General features: G+C 63.6%; 17 protein-coding genes and 1 pseudogene. 6 read left to right on the top strand and 12 right to left on the bottom strand.

Translation table 11 applies throughout. From position 1 onward, the window contains the following. Window positions 1-259: 259 nt before the first annotated feature. Genes ACYG9Z_RS25100 through hutI form a run of 5 tightly spaced genes read right to left on the bottom strand, consistent with a single transcriptional unit; the run spans window position 260 to window position 6,155 of the window. Window positions 260-859, bottom strand: coding sequence for a HutD/Ves family protein (locus ACYG9Z_RS25100; RefSeq protein ID WP_023734209.1), 600 nt, complete (start codon window positions 857-859; stop codon window positions 260-262). 12 nt (window positions 860-871) lie between these two features. Then, on the bottom strand, window positions 872-2,545 hold the full coding sequence (hutU, locus tag ACYG9Z_RS25095) for a urocanate hydratase (RefSeq protein WP_198020713.1): 1,674 nt from the start codon (window positions 2,543-2,545) through the stop codon (window positions 872-874). A gap of 25 nt (window positions 2,546-2,570) precedes the next feature. Then, window positions 2,571-3,383, bottom strand: coding sequence for an N-formylglutamate deformylase (gene hutG / locus ACYG9Z_RS25090; protein ID WP_023734211.1), 813 nt, complete (start codon window positions 3,381-3,383; stop codon window positions 2,571-2,573). A gap of 1 nt (window position 3,384) precedes the next feature. Continuing rightward, entirely contained in the window at window positions 3,385-4,923 is a 1,539-nt protein-coding gene (hutH, locus tag ACYG9Z_RS25085) for a histidine ammonia-lyase (protein WP_023752041.1), read from the bottom strand. After that, window positions 4,920-6,155, bottom strand: a complete 1,236-nt coding sequence (gene hutI, locus ACYG9Z_RS25080) for an imidazolonepropionase (protein ID WP_023734213.1) — start codon at window positions 6,153-6,155, stop codon at window positions 4,920-4,922. Before hutI ends, hutH begins: the two co-directional genes overlap by 4 nt. A gap of 88 nt (window positions 6,156-6,243) precedes the next feature. On the opposite strand from hutI, the gene ACYG9Z_RS25075 reads away from it, so the two are divergent. After that, on the top strand, window positions 6,244-7,596 hold the full coding sequence (locus ACYG9Z_RS25075) for a formimidoylglutamate deiminase (RefSeq protein ID WP_023734214.1): 1,353 nt from the start codon (window positions 6,244-6,246) through the stop codon (window positions 7,594-7,596). Beyond that, complete coding sequence (hutC, locus tag ACYG9Z_RS25070) at window positions 7,593-8,333, top strand: histidine utilization repressor (RefSeq protein ID WP_023724862.1); 741 nt, start codon at window positions 7,593-7,595, stop codon at window positions 8,331-8,333. Before ACYG9Z_RS25075 ends, hutC begins: the two co-directional genes overlap by 4 nt. A 122-nt stretch (window positions 8,334-8,455) precedes the next feature. Here hutC and ACYG9Z_RS25065 read toward each other — a convergent pair whose 3' ends face one another. Further along, the gene (locus tag ACYG9Z_RS25065; RefSeq protein ID WP_023672906.1) at window positions 8,456-8,800 is read right to left on the bottom strand and encodes a RidA family protein; all 345 of its coding nucleotides are present in this window, start codon (window positions 8,798-8,800) and stop codon (window positions 8,456-8,458) included. Between the two features lie 207 nt (window positions 8,801-9,007). Here ACYG9Z_RS25065 and ACYG9Z_RS25060 point away from each other — a divergent pair, with 207 nt between their 5' ends. Further along, window positions 9,008-9,346, top strand: a complete 339-nt coding sequence (locus tag ACYG9Z_RS25060; protein WP_023672907.1) for a protein tyrosine phosphatase family protein — start codon at window positions 9,008-9,010, stop codon at window positions 9,344-9,346. Window positions 9,347-9,560: 214 nt separating this feature from the next. Here the strand turns inward: ACYG9Z_RS25060 and ACYG9Z_RS25055 are convergent, their stop codons facing one another. Continuing rightward, window positions 9,561-10,028, bottom strand: a complete 468-nt coding sequence (locus tag ACYG9Z_RS25055; RefSeq protein ID WP_023689628.1) for an Lrp/AsnC family transcriptional regulator — start codon at window positions 10,026-10,028, stop codon at window positions 9,561-9,563. Window positions 10,029-10,163: 135 nt separating this feature from the next. On the opposite strand from ACYG9Z_RS25055, the gene hppD reads away from it, so the two are divergent. After that, on the top strand, window positions 10,164-11,279 hold the full coding sequence (gene hppD / locus ACYG9Z_RS25050) for a 4-hydroxyphenylpyruvate dioxygenase (protein WP_023694412.1): 1,116 nt from the start codon (window positions 10,164-10,166) through the stop codon (window positions 11,277-11,279). 122 nt (window positions 11,280-11,401) lie between these two features. Next, window positions 11,402-11,515, top strand: a pseudogene (locus ACYG9Z_RS25045) (hypothetical protein); the annotation flags it as partial. A gap of 49 nt (window positions 11,516-11,564) precedes the next feature. Here ACYG9Z_RS25045 and ACYG9Z_RS25040 read toward each other — a convergent pair. Genes ACYG9Z_RS25040 through hmgA form a run of 5 tightly spaced genes read right to left on the bottom strand, consistent with a single transcriptional unit; the run spans window position 11,565 to window position 15,630 of the window. Beyond that, complete coding sequence (locus ACYG9Z_RS25040; RefSeq protein ID WP_023734216.1) at window positions 11,565-12,101, bottom strand: DinB family protein; 537 nt, start codon at window positions 12,099-12,101, stop codon at window positions 11,565-11,567. Beyond that, window positions 12,098-12,394, bottom strand: a complete 297-nt coding sequence (locus ACYG9Z_RS25035; protein ID WP_023734217.1) for a hypothetical protein — start codon at window positions 12,392-12,394, stop codon at window positions 12,098-12,100. Before ACYG9Z_RS25035 ends, ACYG9Z_RS25040 begins: the two co-directional genes overlap by 4 nt. A gap of 14 nt (window positions 12,395-12,408) precedes the next feature. After that, window positions 12,409-13,422 (bottom strand): fumarylacetoacetate hydrolase family protein, encoded by a 1,014-nt coding sequence (locus tag ACYG9Z_RS25030; RefSeq protein ID WP_023752042.1) that lies wholly within the window; start codon window positions 13,420-13,422, stop codon window positions 12,409-12,411. Then, complete coding sequence (locus tag ACYG9Z_RS25025; RefSeq protein WP_023730503.1) at window positions 13,419-14,306, bottom strand: MBL fold metallo-hydrolase; 888 nt, start codon at window positions 14,304-14,306, stop codon at window positions 13,419-13,421. Before ACYG9Z_RS25025 ends, ACYG9Z_RS25030 begins: the two co-directional genes overlap by 4 nt. A gap of 10 nt (window positions 14,307-14,316) precedes the next feature. Next, window positions 14,317-15,630, bottom strand: coding sequence for a homogentisate 1,2-dioxygenase (gene hmgA / locus ACYG9Z_RS25020; protein ID WP_023752043.1), 1,314 nt, complete (start codon window positions 15,628-15,630; stop codon window positions 14,317-14,319). Window positions 15,631-15,761: 131 nt separating this feature from the next. On the opposite strand from hmgA, the gene ACYG9Z_RS25015 reads away from it, so the two are divergent. Beyond that, window positions 15,762-16,208, top strand: a complete 447-nt coding sequence (locus ACYG9Z_RS25015) for a MarR family winged helix-turn-helix transcriptional regulator (RefSeq protein WP_023752044.1) — start codon at window positions 15,762-15,764, stop codon at window positions 16,206-16,208. The last annotated feature ends 105 nt before the right edge of the window (window positions 16,209-16,313 follow it).

The following is a 16,313-nucleotide window of genomic DNA, read 5'->3' as shown; positions in this document are numbered from 1 at the left end:
CGCCACCGCCACGGCAATGTCCCTAAAACCGATTCAAATGCAATTGGTTGCATGATTACACTGGCCGAAAGTTTTGCTTCGCACCACGCCAGAGGCGTTATCCCTTCGACATTTTAAGTGGGGCTTTCGACAACTCAAGGACGAGCACCCCTGCCCTCCCGTCCGCCTTGGAACGACGGAAGGATTCGGGCTTTTTCGTGATCCAGACAACAGCTTACGCCAGATTTCTCCGGCGTGCGATCATGTTTGGCAACAGGCGTTAATCGTTGTGCTGGCGGTGCGGCTGGCCCAGCCTGGCTATCCGGACGACGAACACGGTCGTCGGCCGTACCGGTTCAACCCGTAGTTTCGCCTGCGGACCGAGCAACAGCGTGTCGAGGGGTCCAAGACGAGACGATGTCGGGCCGCTGAGGCCGACCTCGCCGTCGAACGGCAGGATCAGGGTCATAGCGCTGGTCGGCCGGATATCGGTCGGAACCGAAACCATCAGACGCTCGACCGAGTGCGTGGCCCGCCCGCGGCGGGTCATGACGTTGAGATCGGTGATCGGACCGGAGATCAGCGCCGCCGAGGTCGGCACATCGGCCGGGAAGGACAGCGGGGCGGAAGCCGCCGTCACTTCGGCCGGCGGACGGCCGGCAATATCAAGCACGATACCCTCGCCTTCCAGCACGGCAAGCGTGCGGTCGACGCCGGCAAACCCCGAGAACGGGCCGCTGCCCTCGACTCGCGCCATGGAAACGCGCCAGTCGAAATCGTCCAGCCCGACGCCGTCCGGCGAGACGGCGATCTCGGTGGTCGTGCCGCCGCCATTCTTCCACGGCATGACGCGGTAGTCGGCGGCCCGTAGGATGCGCATCATTTAAGCCAATCAGCCTAAAATACCGGGCAGATTGAGCTGGTGCTCCTTCGCGCACTCGATGGCGATGTCGTAGCCGGCATCGGCGTGGCGCATGACGCCGGTCGCCGGATCGTTCCACAACACGCGCTCCAGGCGCCTTGCGGCGTCCGGCGTGCCGTCGGCGACGATGACCATGCCGGCATGCTGCGAGAAGCCCATGCCGACGCCGCCGCCATGATGCAGCGACACCCAGGTCGCGCCCGACGCGGTGTTGAGCAACGCATTGAGCAGCGGCCAGTCGGAGACGGCGTCGGAGCCGTCCTTCATCGCTTCCGTCTCGCGGTTCGGCGAAGCGACCGAGCCGGAATCGAGGTGGTCGCGGCCGATGACGACGGGCGCCTTCAGTTCGCCCCTGGCCACCATTTCGTTGAAGGCGAGGCCCAGCCTGTGGCGGTCGCCGAGGCCGACCCAGCAGATGCGCGCCGGCAGGCCCTGGAAGGCGATGCGCTCACGTGCCATGTCCAGCCAGTTGTGCAGATGGGTGTTGCCGGGGGTGAGTTCGCGCACCTTGGCGTCCGTCTTGTAGATATCCTTGGGATCGCCCGAAAGAGCAGCCCAGCGGAACGGGCCGATGCCACGGCAGAACAGCGGCCTTATATAGGCCGGCACGAAACCCGGGAAAGCAAAGGCGTTCTCGAAGCCTTCGTCCTTGGCGACCTGGCGGATGTTGTTGCCATAGTCGAGCGTCGGCACGCCGGCATTCCAGAACGCGACCATCGCCTCGACATGCTCGCGCATTGAGGCGCGGGCGGCCTTCTCGACAGCCTTGGGATCGGAGACGCGCTTCTCGCGCCACTCAGCCATCGTCCAGCCCTTGGGCAGATAGCCGTTAATCGGGTCATGCGCCGAGGTCTGGTCGGTGACCATGTCGGGGCGGATGCCCCGCTTGAACATTTCCGGCACGATGTCGGCCGCATTGCCGAGCAGGCCGACCGACTTCGCCTCGCCGGCCTTGGTCCAGCGCTCGATCATTTCCATCGCTTCGTCGAGCGTCTCGGCCTTCTCGTCGACATAGCGGGTGCGCAGCCGGAAATCGATCGAGTCCGGATTGCATTCGATGGCGAGGCAGCAGGCGCCGGCCATGACGGCGGCAAGCGGCTGGGCGCCGCCCATGCCGCCGAGGCCGCCGGTCAGGATCCATTTGCCCGTAAGGTTGCCATTGTAGTGCTGGCGGCCGGCCTCGACGAAGGTCTCGTAGGTGCCCTGCACGATGCCTTGCGTGCCGATATAGATCCAGGAGCCGGCCGTCATCTGGCCGTACATCATCAGGCCTTTTTTATCGAGCTCGTTGAATTTATCCCAGGTCGCCCAATGCGGCACGATGTTGGAGTTGGCGATCAGCACGCGCGGCGCATCGGTGTGCGTCCGGAAGACGCCGACCGGCTTGCCGGACTGGACCAGCAGCGTCTCGTCTTCATTGAGGGTCTTCAACGAGGCGACGATGCTGTCGAAATCGTTCCAGGTGCGCGCGGCCCGGCCGATGCCGCCATAGACGACGAGCTCATTGGGGTTTTCGGCGACATCGGGATCGAGGTTGTTCATCAGCATGCGCAGCGGCGCTTCGGTCGTCCAGTATTTGGCGTTGAGCTTGTCGCCGCGGGGCGCGCGCACTTCGCGGATGTTGTGGCGAGGATTGTTCATCATTGTCCCTTTGGAGTAAGGCGGCGTCTCAGCGCCCGGCCCAGTCAATGGCGGATTGGAGGATTTTCGTCAGTGTGGCGCGCATCGGCGCGGCGAACTCGGCATCATAAGGCACCGGCCAATTGTCCGGTTCGCCCTTGCCCTTGGGCTCGCGCAAATAGCCGCGATCGGCAAGTTCCATCTGCAGCGCATGGTAGCCGCCTTGCGGATTGCCGAAATAGCGGGTGATCCAGCCACCCTTGAAACGGCCGTTGATGACATTGCTTTCACCGCTCTCGGCCATGATCTGGCCAACCAGCGCCTGCAGCGTAGGATCCGCGGTCTGGCCGTCATTGGTGCCGAGATTGAACACCGGCAGCGTGCCGTAGAACAGGCGCGGCAGCACCGACCGGATCGAGTGGCAATCGTAAATGACGACCTTCTCATGCAGGCCGCGCAGCCTGACGGACTGAGCCGCCAGCATTTCATGGTAGGGCACGAAATACGCTATGCGGCGCTGGTCTATCTCCGATGGCGTCGGTTCCGCGCCGGGCAGATACAGCGGATCGCCGTCGAAGGTCTCGGTCGGGCATAGCGTCGTTGTCGTCTGCCCGGGATAGAGCGAGGCGCCGGAAGGATCGCGGTTGACATCGATGACGGTGCGCGAGATCGACGTGTGCACGACAGTCGCGCCAAGGCCGGCGGCAAAATCGTAGAGATTGTCGATCCACCAGTCGCAATCGCGGCGGCCGAGCCAGGGCGAGACCAGCCGATTGTCGATGCCGGCGAGATCGATACCCGTGTGCGGGATGGACACCAACAGGGGTGCCGTGCCTTCCGTCGCTGTCAGCCAGTCGGTCATGTCAGACTCCCGAGATCGAAGGCAATGTCACCGCGCTCGCAGCCTTGATGGCAGCGCCGCTGCGCACCATGGCGATGGCTTTTTCCATGTCAGGGTGGAAATGCCGGTCATTGTCGAGATGCGGCACCTCGGCGCGGACCAGCTTGCGAACCGCTTCCAGAGCTGCACTCGACGCCAGCGGCGCATGGAAATCGCAGCCTTGCGCGGCGGCCAGGAGTTCGATGCCGATGACGGCCGTGGCGTTTTCGATCATGCCGATCAGCCGGCGAGCGCCGTGTGCGGCCATCGAGACATGGTCTTCCTGGTTGGCCGAGGTCGGGATGGAATCGACACTTGCCGGATAGGCCTTCTGCTTGTTCTCAGAGACGAGCGCCGCCGCCGTCACCTGCGGGATCATGAAGCCGGAGTTCAGGCCGGGCTTCGGCGTCAGGAAGGCCGGCATGCCGGACAGCGCGGGGTCTACCAGCATGGCGATGCGGCGCTCCGACAGCGAGCCGATCTCGCAGACGGCAAGCGCGATCATGTCGGCAGCGAAAGCCACCGGCTCGGCGTGGAAATTGCCGCCGGAGAGCGCTGTGTCGTCCTCGGCGAAAATCAGCGGATTGTCAGTGACGCCATTGGCCTCGGTGCCAAGCGTGTCGGCGGCCTGACGCAGCACGTTGAGCGCGGCGCCCATCACCTGCGGCTGGCAGCGCAGGCAGTACGGATCCTGCACGCGCTCGTCGCCGACGCGGTGCGATTCACGAATGGCGCTGCCGGCCATCAGGTTGCGCAGCGCTGCCGCCGTCTCGATCTGGCCGGGATGTTTGCGCAGGAGATGGATGCGCGGATCGAAGGGCGCGTCCGAACCCTTGGCGGCGTCGGTCGACAGCGCGCCGGCGACCAGCGCCGACTGGTAAAGCACTTCGGCCTCGAAGAGAGCGGCCAACGCATAGGCGGTGGAGAACTGCGTGCCGTTGAGCAGCGCCAGACCTTCCTTGGCGCCCAGCGTCACCGGCTCCAGGCCGTGCGAGACGAAAGCGACCTTGGCCGGGAAGCGGCCATGCGGGGTAAAGCATTCGCCAACGCCGATCATCACTGCCGTCATGTGCGACAGCGGCGCGAGATCGCCGGAGGCGCCGACCGAGCCTTGCGCCGGCACCACGGGAATGACGTCGTTGGCCAGCATCGCTTCCAGCAACTCGATCGTTTGCGGCCGCACGCCCGACGCGCCCTGCGCCAGGCTGGCGAGCTTCAGCGCCATCATCAACCGAACCACAGCGACCGGCATCGGCTCGCCGACGCCGGCGGCATGCGACAAAACGATGTTGCGCTGCAAGGCCTCTAGATCCTCGGCCGGAATGCGGACGCTGGCCAGTTTGCCGAAGCCGGTATTGATACCATAGACCGGCTCGCCCTTGGCGACGATGCGGGCGACTGCCTCGCCGCTGGCCTTGATTTTTGGCCGGCAGGAGGCGTCGAGCTTCGGCACGGCGCCGCGATAGATAGCGCGCCAGTCGGCCAGCGTCGCATTGCCGGGCTTCAGGTTAAGTTCGGTCATTGTCCTCTCCAGATGCGGGCATGGAGCGGGTTGAAGCCCATGCGGTAGACGAGTTCGGCCGGACGCTCGATGTCCCAGATCGCCAGGTCGGCGGATTTTCCTGCCTCCAGCGTGCCGGTCTGGCCGAGCAATCCCAGCGCGCGGGCAGCCTCGCGAGTGGTGCCGGCCAGGCATTCCTCGACGGTCAGGCCGAAAAGCGTCGCGGCCATGTTCATGGTCAGAAGCAGCGAGGTCAGCGGCGACGTCCCGGGATTGTTGTCGGTGGCGACCGCCATCTTGACGCCGTGCCGGCGGAACAGGCCGACCGGCGGCTTCCTGGTTTCGCGGATGAAATAGTAGGCGCCGGGCAGGATGGCCGCCACGGTGCCGGCCTTGGCCATCGCTGCGGCGCCGGCCTCGTCGGTGTATTCGAGATGGTCGGCCGACAGCGCGCCATAGCGGGCGGCGAGTTCGGCGCCATGCAGGTTCGACAGCTGGTCGGCATGGAGCTTTACCGGCAGGCCAAGCGCCTTGGCCTTGTCGAACACGCGGGCGATTTGCTCCGGCGAGAAGGCAATGCCTTCGCAAAAGCCGTCTACGGCGTCAGCCAGGCCCCCGGCGGCGATTGCGGGCAGGATCGTGTTGGCGACGAGATCGACAAAAGCGTCCTTGTCGCCTTTTGCTTCCGGCGGCAGCGCATGCGCGCCGAGGAAGGTGGTGCGGACCGTGACCGGGCGTTGCTTGTCCAGCTGCCGCGCGGCGCGAAGCGACTTCTGTTCATTTTCGAGATCGAGCCCGTAACCCGACTTTACCTCTACCGTGGTGACGCCCTCGGCCATCAGCGCATCGAGGCGTGGCAGCGTCTGCGCAACCAGTTCGTCTTCGCTCGCGGCACGCAGGGATTTGACCGAGGAGACGATGCCGCCGCCGGCACGGGCGACTTCCTCATAGCTGGCGCCGGCCAGCCGCATCTCGAACTCGTTGGCACGGTTGCCGGCATGGATGAGATGGGTGTGGCAGTCGATCAGGCCGGGCGTAATCCAGCGGCCTTCGCAATCGGTAGTCTCGCCGCCCTGAGCCAACGCTGACGGCATCTCGGCTTCCGGACCGGCATAGACGATGACGCCGTCACGGGCGATGATCGCGCCCTTGTCGACAATGCCCAGTCCGGCAACGCCTTCGGCCATGGTCGCCAGGCGCGCATTACGCCAAAGCTGAAGGCCCCCTGCCCGGCTTTTGTCTTGTGCCGCCATCATCTTTTTCCGTTGCTTGGATGGCGATTATGTATATACATATTGAAACGCGCTGCAAGTGCATTGTTGATGGAATGCGGAGAAAAACGTGACGGCGATCTTTGCGGAACAGGTGCTGCTGGCCGATGGCTGGCATGACAAGGTGCGGATCTCGCTGAGCGGCGGTCAGATCGCGAAGGTGGAGCCAGGTTCTTCACCGCGGAGCGGTGACGAACGCCACGCCATTCTGGTGCCCGGCATGCCGAACCTGCACAGCCACGCCTTCCAGCGCGGCATGGCCGGGCTTGCCGAACTGCGCGGTCCCTCCGCCGACAGCTTCTGGAGCTGGCGCGAGGTGATGTACCGCTTCGCGCTGTCGATGACGCCGGACCAGGTCGAGGCGGTCGCCGCCCAGCTTTATGTCGAAATGCTGGAGGCCGGATTCTCGCGCGTCGGCGAATTTCATTATCTCCACCACGATCGCGACGGAAAACCATATGCCAACCTTGCCGAGATGGCCGAACGTATTGCCGCGGCCGCCGGCGAAACCGGGATCGGCCTGACGCTGCTGCCGGTGTTTTATGCCCATTCGTCCTTCAGCGGCGCTGCGCCCAACGAAGGCCAGCGGCGATTCATCAACAATGTGAATCGGTTCGAACGCTTGCTTGAGAAAAGCCGCGAATCGGTTCGTGCGTTGAATCAGGCTGTCGTTGGCGTCGCCCCGCACAGCCTGCGCGCCGCGACGCCGGAGGAACTCAGCGCTGTTGCCGCCATTGCGCCGGACGGACCGATCCACATCCACGTCGCCGAGCAGGTGAAGGAGGTCGAGGATTGCCTGGCGTGGTCGGGTGCGCGACCGGTCGAATGGCTGCTCGCCAATGCCGGGATCGACAAGCGTTGGTGCCTGATCCACGCCACCCACATGACCGAGGATGAGACAACCGGCATGGCCAGAAGCGGCGCCATTGCCGGGCTTTGCCCGATCACCGAGGCCAATCTCGGCGACGGCACCTTTTCAGCACCTCTGTTCATCGAACATGGCGGCCGCTTCGGCGTCGGCTCGGATTCCAACGTGCTGATCGGCCTGCCGGATGAATTGCGCCAGCTCGAATATTCGCAGCGCCTCGCACACCGCGCCCGCAATGTGCTGGCGGTGGCCGGCGGCTCGACCGGGCGGGCTCTGTTCGACGCGGCCCGCGATGGCGGCAGCACTGCACTCGGCGCCGGCCCGTCGCGGATCGCCGCCGGTGCCGCAGCCGATTTCGTCTCACTCGACGAAAACCATCCTTCGCTGGCCGGAAAAAGTGGCGATGCGATCCTCGACGCCTGGATCTTTGCCAATGGCGGCAAGGTCGATTGCGTCTGGGTGCACGGAAAAAAACAAGTCAGCGGCGGCCGGCATGCAGCGCGTGAGACGATCGCCGAGCGCTTTCGCCATGTGATGACGGCGCTTTCGGCATGAGCATATCAGAGACAGCGGCGGTGGAAGGCGGCGGTTCGCTGCACCAGCGCATCCTGTCCGACATCAGCGAGAAAATAATGTCCGGCGCCTGGGCGCCGGGTCACCGCATCCCGTTCGAGCACGAGTTGACGGCCGAATACAATTGCTCGCGCATGACAGTGAACAAGGCGCTGTCGCAACTGGCCAAGGCCGGGCTGATAGAGCGCCGCCGCCGTTCGGGCAGCTTTGTCCGCCAGCCGCAGTCGCAGGCCGCGGTGCTGGAAATCCACGACATCAGGATCGAGGTTGAGTCGCTTGGCCTGGCTTATCGTTACGAGCGCTTGGCGCGGCAGAAAAGGCGCAGCAGCGCCGAGGATCGCGCCTTGCTGGAACTGGACGCAGCCGGACAGGTGCTGGCGCTTGAATGCCGGCATTTCGCCGGCAAGCGGCCATTCGCGCACGAACAGCGGCTGATCAATCTCGCCGCCGTCGCGGAAGCCGCCGAGGAGGAGTTTCTCGACATCGCCCCCGGCCCTTGGCTGATCGGCCGCGTGCCATGGAGCGAGGCAGAGCACCGTATCCGCGCGGTCGCGGCCGACAGACATATTGCCGAAGCGCTCGACATCGCAACCGGCGCGCCCTGCCTGGTGGTCGAGCGCCGAACCTGGAGCGCCGAGCACCCGGTGACGCAGGTGAGGTTCACTTATGCCGCGGAGAGCCACACGCTGGTGGCGCGGTTCAGGCCTTCGCAGGGGTAGCTCCTTTACCCTCCCCCTTGTGGGGAGGGTCGCTGCGAAGCAGCGGGGTGGGGGTCGGCGCCAGCCCCCCGCCCGGACCTTCGGTCCGACCTCCCCACAAGGGGGAGGTAGAAGGCTGCACTTTAAATCGCCGCCGTAACGATAATCTCGACAGTGTATTCCGGCCCTGCAAGCTTGGCCTCACCCGTGGCGCGGGCGGGCGTGTTGCCTTGCGGGACCCACTTGTCCCATTCCTTGTTCATCTCGGCGAAGGTGCCCATATCGGCCAGCCAGATGATCGCCTGCAGGATCTTGGTCTTGTCGGTGCCGGCCTTGGCCAGCAGTTCGTCGATAGATGCGAGGATCGACCTCGTCTGTTCGCCAACGCTGGCGCCGGGCGTTCCGACCTGGCCGGCGAGATAGACGGTGTTGCCGTGGATGACGATCTGGCTCATGCGCGGGCCAACATCGATGCGACGAATGCTCATGGGATGGTTCCTTCGTTTGTCGGTGCGCCTGTTTAGAGTCGCTGCCGGCTTCGGGCAAGGCCAACAGCGCGAAACCTCTTGAGCCTGGGTTGGATCTTAGACCGCAAATGTCTATCTGCGCCGAGGTATTTCTTTCCGGCGCGGATTGCCGACCTCGTGTGAGAGTGGCAAGACTTCGCGCCAAACCAGGTTGAGAGGATGAGAGCCATGGAATATCGAGAAATCAGCGAGGACTATTCGGTCTCGGGCCAGATCCAGCCCGAAGATGCCGCCGCCATCAAGGAAGCCGGTTTCAAGAGCGTGATCTGCAACCGGCCGGATGACGAGCAGCCCGACCAGCCTTCGGCCGACAGCGTCAAGGCGGCGGTCGAAGCCGCGGGGCTGGCCTTCCGCTACATCCCGGTAATCAGCGGCCAGATCACAGCCGAGAATGTCGAAGATCAGGCCGAAGCGCTCGACGCGCTCGAAGGCCCGGTATTTGCTTATTGCCGCTCCGGCGCGCGCTGCACCAATCTCTACGGGCTGATTCAGCAGTCCAAGGGGTGAGCATCCTGAGGCGCTGGCGATCCCTCACACCCCCTCTGTCCTGCCGGACATCTCCCCCGGGGGGAGATCGGATGTCGCCTTCGCTCTTCGCCAATCGCCGACGTTGCAGGATGAGCGCTGGACAAAGCTGCTGATCTCCTCCTTGCGGGGGAGATGGCCGGCAGGCCAGAGAGGGGTGCTGTCTCGCCGACGTATCAACTGAAACTCTCTCAAACTAGATCGGCAGCGCCCCGGTCTCCTTCAGCGTCTCCAGCACGATCGCGGTCTTTACATGCTGCACGGAGTCGTGCGGCAACAGCACGCCGTTGACGAATTCCGACAGCGATTTCAGATCGGGGGTCACCACTTTCAAGATGTAGTCCATCTCACCGGTCAGCGCGTGCGCCTCCTGCACTTCCGGCAGCCGCGCCAGCAATTCGCCGAAGCGCCGCGCATTGTCGCGGTTGTGGGTGGCCAATGTCACCGAGATGACATTGACCAGCGAGAAGCCGAGCTTGTCGCGGTCGAGCACCGCCCGGTAGCCCTTGATATAGCCGTCCTCTTCCAACCGCTGGCGGCGGCGCGAGCATTGGGAGGCGGAGAGGTTCACCCGCTCCGACAGGTCGTTGTTGGTCAGCCGCGCATCGCCCTGCAGAAGTGCCATTATCTTGCGGTCGAACTGATCGATGCGCGTCTCATTCATGATCTTTGGCCCGTTTGTGCACAATTCACGCACGATCTGATCATTTCAAGCGTTTGAATGCAAGCACCGTGCAGCCGCTCCGCGTTATGATTGCACGTGGTCCGCTGCGGCCACCGCCAGTTTTGGAGCAATGCCATGGGTCCCTTTCCGCACGACGCCCCGCCCGCCAAGATCAGCAAGGAAAACCCCGCCGGCACCGACGGTTTCGAGTTCGTCGAGTTCGCCCATGCGGAGCCGCAGAAGCTCGCCGAGCTGTTCACCCGCATGGGCTATGTCGCGGTGGCCAAGCACCGCACGAAGGACATCACCGTCTGGCGCCAGGGCGACATCAACTATGTCGTCAATGCCGAGCCGGGTTCGCATGCGATGAAATTCGTCGACAAGCACGGCCCCTGCGCCGCCTCGATGGCCTGGCGCGTGGTCGATGCAAAGCATGCGTTCGAGCATGCGGTATCGAAAGGCGCCACGCCCTACGACGGCAACGACAAGGCGCTCGACGTGCCGGCCATTGTCGGCATTGGCGGCTCACTGCTCTATTTCATCGAAGCCTATGGCAAGAAGGGCTCGGCCTATGATGCCGAGTTCGAGTGGCTGGGCGAACGCGACCCGCGGCCGCAAGGCGTCGGCTTCTATTTCCTCGACCACCTCACCCACAATGTCTATCGCGGCCAGATGGACAAATGGTGGGACTTTTATCGCGAGCTGTTCGGCTTCAAGCAGATCCATTTCTTCGACATCGACGGCAAGATCACCGGCCTGGTCAGCCGCGCCATCACCTCGCCCTGCGGCAAGATCCGCATTCCGCTAAATGAATCCAAGGACGACACCAGCCAGATCGCCGAATACCTGAAGAAGTACAATGGCGAAGGCATCCAGCATATCGCCGTCGGCACCGACGACATCTACGCCGCCACCGACAAGCTTGCCGACAACGGGCTGAAGTTCATGCCCGGTCCGCCGGAGACCTACTACGACATGTCGTACAACAGGGTGAACGGGCATGACGAGCCGATCGAGCGGATGAAGAAGCACGGCATCCTGATCGACGGCGAAGGCGTGGTCGACGGCGGCATGACCAAGATCCTGCTGCAGATATTCTCCAAAACCGTGATCGGCCCGATCTTCTTCGAATTCATCCAGAGGAAGGGCGACGAAGGTTTTGGCGAAGGCAATTTCCGCGCGCTGTTCGAGTCGATCGAGCAGGACCAGATCAAGCGCGGCGTAATCAAGGTCGATGGCAAGGCGGCGTGAACCCCCGTTTTCGGCTCGATCGGCCTTGATCTAAGTTTCGATCAAAAGGGTCAAGCCGTGAACGTCTCCATAACCGAAGCAAAGGCCAACTATCGGAACTCGTCGGCCGCGCGGAGGCCGGCGAGGAGATAGTCATCACTCGTCACGGCAAGATCGCGGCGCGGCTCGTGGCACCAAGTTCGAGAAGACTTGTTGTCGCGCATAGGTGCCCTGAAGGGCAAGATTTGGATTTCTGACGATTTCGACAAACTCGGCCCTGAATGGAACGAGTACACCAGATAAAGGTCAGAGGCCCAGCCGCTCGACCTCCTCCTTCCTCACCTTCAAATCATAATCGAGCAAAAACTCGTCCAGCTGCGGCGGCGCGACCGAGCTGCCCGAGAGCATCGCGTGAACCTGGCCGCGATGGTGGATGTCGTGCAGGAAGACATGGGCGAGAATGTCGCCGATCTTTTCGGGGATCATGCCGTCCTCGCGCCGGTCCGTGATGACCTGACGGTCGAGATCCGCCTCCGACAGCTTCTCGCAAAAGGCGATTAGGCGTCGATCTGCTGCGACCTGGGCGGCAAACAGCGCCTGCGGCACATCGAACGGCACGTAGTCGTCATAAGCGGCCGCACCGACTCCGCCTTCTTCGAGAAAATCGAGATAGAGATGATCGACCGCGAGGATGTGGTTGAGCGTTGCCTTGATCGACGGGAAGAAGCTGGTGCGCTCGGCTTCGAATTCGCCGGGCTTTAGCTGCAGCACGGCGCGATAGAGCCGGTCGTTCGACCAGAGATTGTTGCCGGCCATGCGGATGAAATGCTCGAGCAGGGTCACGCGTTCATTCGTCTGATCAGGCCAATGCCAGCCGCCATCACCGCGAAGCCGGCGACAACGATCAGCAGCAGCCGGTTCATGCGCCGCCGCGTCGCCTGCGTCTCCTCGTCCCGCGCCACATTGGTGTTGGTGATGGTGTGGAACATCATCGCCTTGCGCGGGTAGCCGCTGCGGTTGGTCAGATCGGGCGAGCGCGCCTCGATGCGGTAGCTCAGCCGGATCGCCTGGATGAAGACCACCAGAATGGCCAACGCCCAGACGCCGGCCAGCAGGTAGAACGCCTCGCCCGTCATTGCATTGCCCCCTCTTATGCCTGGGACTTCTCGACCTTCTGCTCGATGGCGCCGAAGATCGAGTTTCCGCTTTTATTCTTCATCTCGATACGCACCGTATCGCCAAAGCGCAGGAACGGCGTCTTGGGCTCGCCAGACTCAATGGTCTCGATCATGCGCAGTTCAGCGATGCAGGAATAGCCGGCGCCGCCGGCCGCCACCGGTTTGCCCGACCCGCCATCCAGCTTGTTGGAGACGGTGCCGGAGCCGATGATGGTGCCGGCAACCAGCGGCCGTGTCTTTGCGGCATGGGCAATCAGCGCCGGGAAGTCGAAGGTCATGTCGACGCCGGCATTGGCACGGCCGAACGGCTTGCCGTTGACGTCGGCGAGCAGAGGCAGGTTGACCTTGCCGCCATCCCAGGCGTCGCCGAGTTCGTCCGGCGTCACCGCCACCGGCGAAAAAGCCGAGGACGGCTTCGACTGGAAGAAGCCAAAGCCCTTGGCGAGTTCGGGACCGGTGAGCGTACGCAGCGTCACGTCATTGACCAGCATGACCAGGCGGATCGCGGCGCGCGCCTGGTCGAGGCTGGCGCCCATCGGCACGTCGTCGACGATGACGGAGACCTCTGCCTCCATGTCGATGCCATAGGCTTCGTCGGCCATGCGGATCGGCTCGCGCGGCGCGATGAAAGAATCCGAGCCGCCCTGATAGATCAGCGGATCGGTCCAGAAGCTTGCCGGCATGTCGGCGCCGCGGGCTTTGCGCACCAGTTCGACATGGTTCACATAGGCAGAGCCATCGGCCCATTGATAGGCGCGCGGCAACGGCGAATGGGCGTCATGCTCATGGAAGCGTGCCGACGGCACCGCATTGTTCTCCAGCGATTCGGCGATCGTCGCCAGATGCGGCGAAATCCGCTGCCAGTCGTCGAGCGCCGCCTGCAGTGTTCGCGCCAGGAACGAGGCGTCGGTGAAGCGCGTCAGGTCGCGCGAGACGACGACGAGTTTTCCGTCGCGCGTCCCGTCCTTCAATGTGGCAAGCTTCATACGGTTTCCTCTCCTGATGCGGCTTTGGCGCCGTCTAAGTTCACAACAAGGCCGTCGCGGGCAATCGTCAAGTCACCCGCCCACGATTTCCTGACGGCGGCCTCCCAGTCGGCCTCGCCGATCTCGGCATCGTCGGCCGGAATGAGGTGGTTGAGCACCAGCCTCTTCACCCCGGCATCGCTGGCGATGCGACCTGCCTGCTCGGCAAATGAGTGGCTGGCAAGCAGATGCTCTTTCAGCCGCGCGCCATTGCCGGTCCTGGCGACCAGCCCCTCGATGCCTTCTTGTAGCATGGCCTCATGGACGAGAATGTCGGCATTTCGGGCAAAGCCTGCGAGCGGCGGAAAGAAGGCTGTGTCGGCCGAGAACACGACGCTATTCGCACCATGCTCGAAGCGCAACGCGAAACAGTCGGTCACCGGCGGATGGTCGACGCGCAGTGCCGAGACCTTCAGGCCGCCCTTCGAGAGAATCTCGCCCTCGCCGAATTCGACGATCGAAACCAGATCGCGAATGTCCGGCCTGCCCTCATCGACGATGCGAATTTCGATGTCGAACTCCATCGCCTGGCAGAAACGGCGCCAGTATTGGTCGGTGCCGGGCGGTCCGAACAGCGTCACCGGGCTGGCGAGCCCGGCGGTCCAGGCGGTGTGGAGCAACGGGCCCAGTTCCAGCACATGATCGGAATGCAGATGGGTGATGAAGACCAGGTCGAGCGCCTTCAGGCTGACGGCGGAATCGACCAGACCGCGCGTGACGCCGAGCCCGCAATCGACGACAATGGTTCGCCCGCCCAGTTCCAGCAGCGACGAACTCGGCCACGGCCCGCCCGGCCGCAATGCCGGGCCGCCTTTCGAGCCGAGAAGCAGCAGCCGGTCGCTCATCGGGCTGATCTCAAGACCAGTCGCCCTCCACAGTGCCGTTGAAGCGCTTCTTCAGATCGGACCAGCAGTCGATGTAATTGTCCTGCCTTGTTTCAAGCTCGGCGCCGTAGCGGGTCAGCATTTGCGGGAATCGGGTCTCGAACATGAAGGCCATCGTGTTGTCGAGCTTGACCGGTTTCAGCTCGGAGCGCGAGGCCTTTTCGAAGCCAGGTGCGTCGGGGCCGTGGGCCAGCATCAGATTGTGCAGGCTGATGCCGCCGGGCACGAAGCCTTCCTCTTTGGCGTCGTACTGGCCATGGATGAGGCCCATGAACTCGCTCATGATGTTGCGGTGGTACCAGGGCGGCCGGAACGTATCCTGCGCCACCAGCCAGCGCGGCGGGAAGATGACGAAGTCGATGTTGGCGGTGCCCTCCTCGCCGCTCGGCGCCGTCAACACGGTAAAGATCGACGGATCCGGGTGGTCGAACAGGATGGCGCCGACCGGCGAAAACGTCGCCAGATCATATTTGTAGGGCGCGTAGTTGCCGTGCCAGGCGACGACGTCGAGCGGCGAATGGCCTATCTCGGTGACATGGAAATTGCCGCACCATTTCACCGTCAGCCGGCATGGCGTCTCCTTCTCCTCGAACCAGGCGCATGGCGTCTTGAAATCGCGTGGATTGGCCAGGCAATTGGCGCCGATCGGGCCACGGTCGGGCAGCGTCAGCTTGGCGCCGTAATTCTCGCAGACATAGCCGCGCACTTCCTTGTCGACGAGCTCGACCTTGAACACCAGCCCGCGCGGCAGCACGGCGATCTCGCCCGGCCTGAGCTCGATGACGCCCATCTCGGTGACGAAGCGCAAGGCGCCGACCTGGGGAACAATCAGCAACTCGCCATCGGCGTTGAAAAAATGGTCGTCGACCATCGAGCGGTTGGCGACATAGACGTGCGCCGCCATGCCGCTCTGCCCCAGCACGTCTCCGGCAGTGGTGATGGTACGCATGCCGGCGATGAAATCGGTCGGTTCCTTCGGCATCGGCACCGGGTTCCAGCGGTATTGGCCGAGCGCCAGCTCGTGGTCGCCGACATTGGGGGCGGTCTTCCACAAGGGATAGCTGGCCGCCTTGAAGCGGCCGGTGTGTTTTACGCTCGGCCGGATGCGGTAAAGCCAGGAGCGCTCATTGGTGCCGCGCGGCGCGGTGAAGGGCGAGCCGGAAAGCTGCTCGGCATAGAGCCCGTAAGCCGGCCGTTGCGGGGAATTGCGCCCCTGGGGCAGCGAGCCGGGCAAGGTTTCGGTTTCAAAATCATTGCCGAAGCCCGGCATATAGGAAAAGGCCATCCGATCCTCCCTGATCCCGGTCTCTTGAGCCGCCCAAACACGGCTCACCGGCGATGTTGACCAAACTGGTTTCATTTGTAACCATCGAAAATGTAACTATCAACGGCGAATGCCGCATCCATGGTGCGCAGATGGAAATCCTCGAGCTGGAAAGTTTCCTGCCCTATCGGCTCTACCGGCTGGCCGATGCGGTCAGCCGAGAATTCTCGAAAATCTACCGCGACCGCCACGGCTTGACCCGGCCGGAATGGCGCACGCTTTCAGGCTTGGGACAGCGCGGCACCATGACGGCAACAGCGCTCGGCGAACAATCGGCCATGCACAAGACCAAGGTTTCGCGGGCGGTGGCTGAGCTTGAACGACGGCGCTGGCTGACGCGCACGCCGGACGAGAATGATCGGCGTGTGGAGCATCTGGCTCTGACGAAGGCCGGGCTTGCCGCCTATCGCGAAATGGTGCCGCTGGCGCAGGCGTTTGAACGGGATCTGCTGGAGAGGCTGAGCGCGGAGGAGCGGGCGGCGATTGTGACGGGCGTAGCGGCGCTGGAAGCGGTGTTGGAAGGAAAATATAGCCTATAGGCTGGCAGGACAGCGCCCCCCCTCTGTCCTGCCGGACATCTCCCCCACTTGGGGGGAGATCGGCCGTCACGCCGGCTTTCGCCAATCGCCGACGTTGGAGAATGG

Source organism: Mesorhizobium sp. RSR380A, assembly GCF_054719385.1.
Note: the sequence above shows the minus strand (reverse complement) of the source record. Positions and strands in the feature narration are given on the sequence as shown.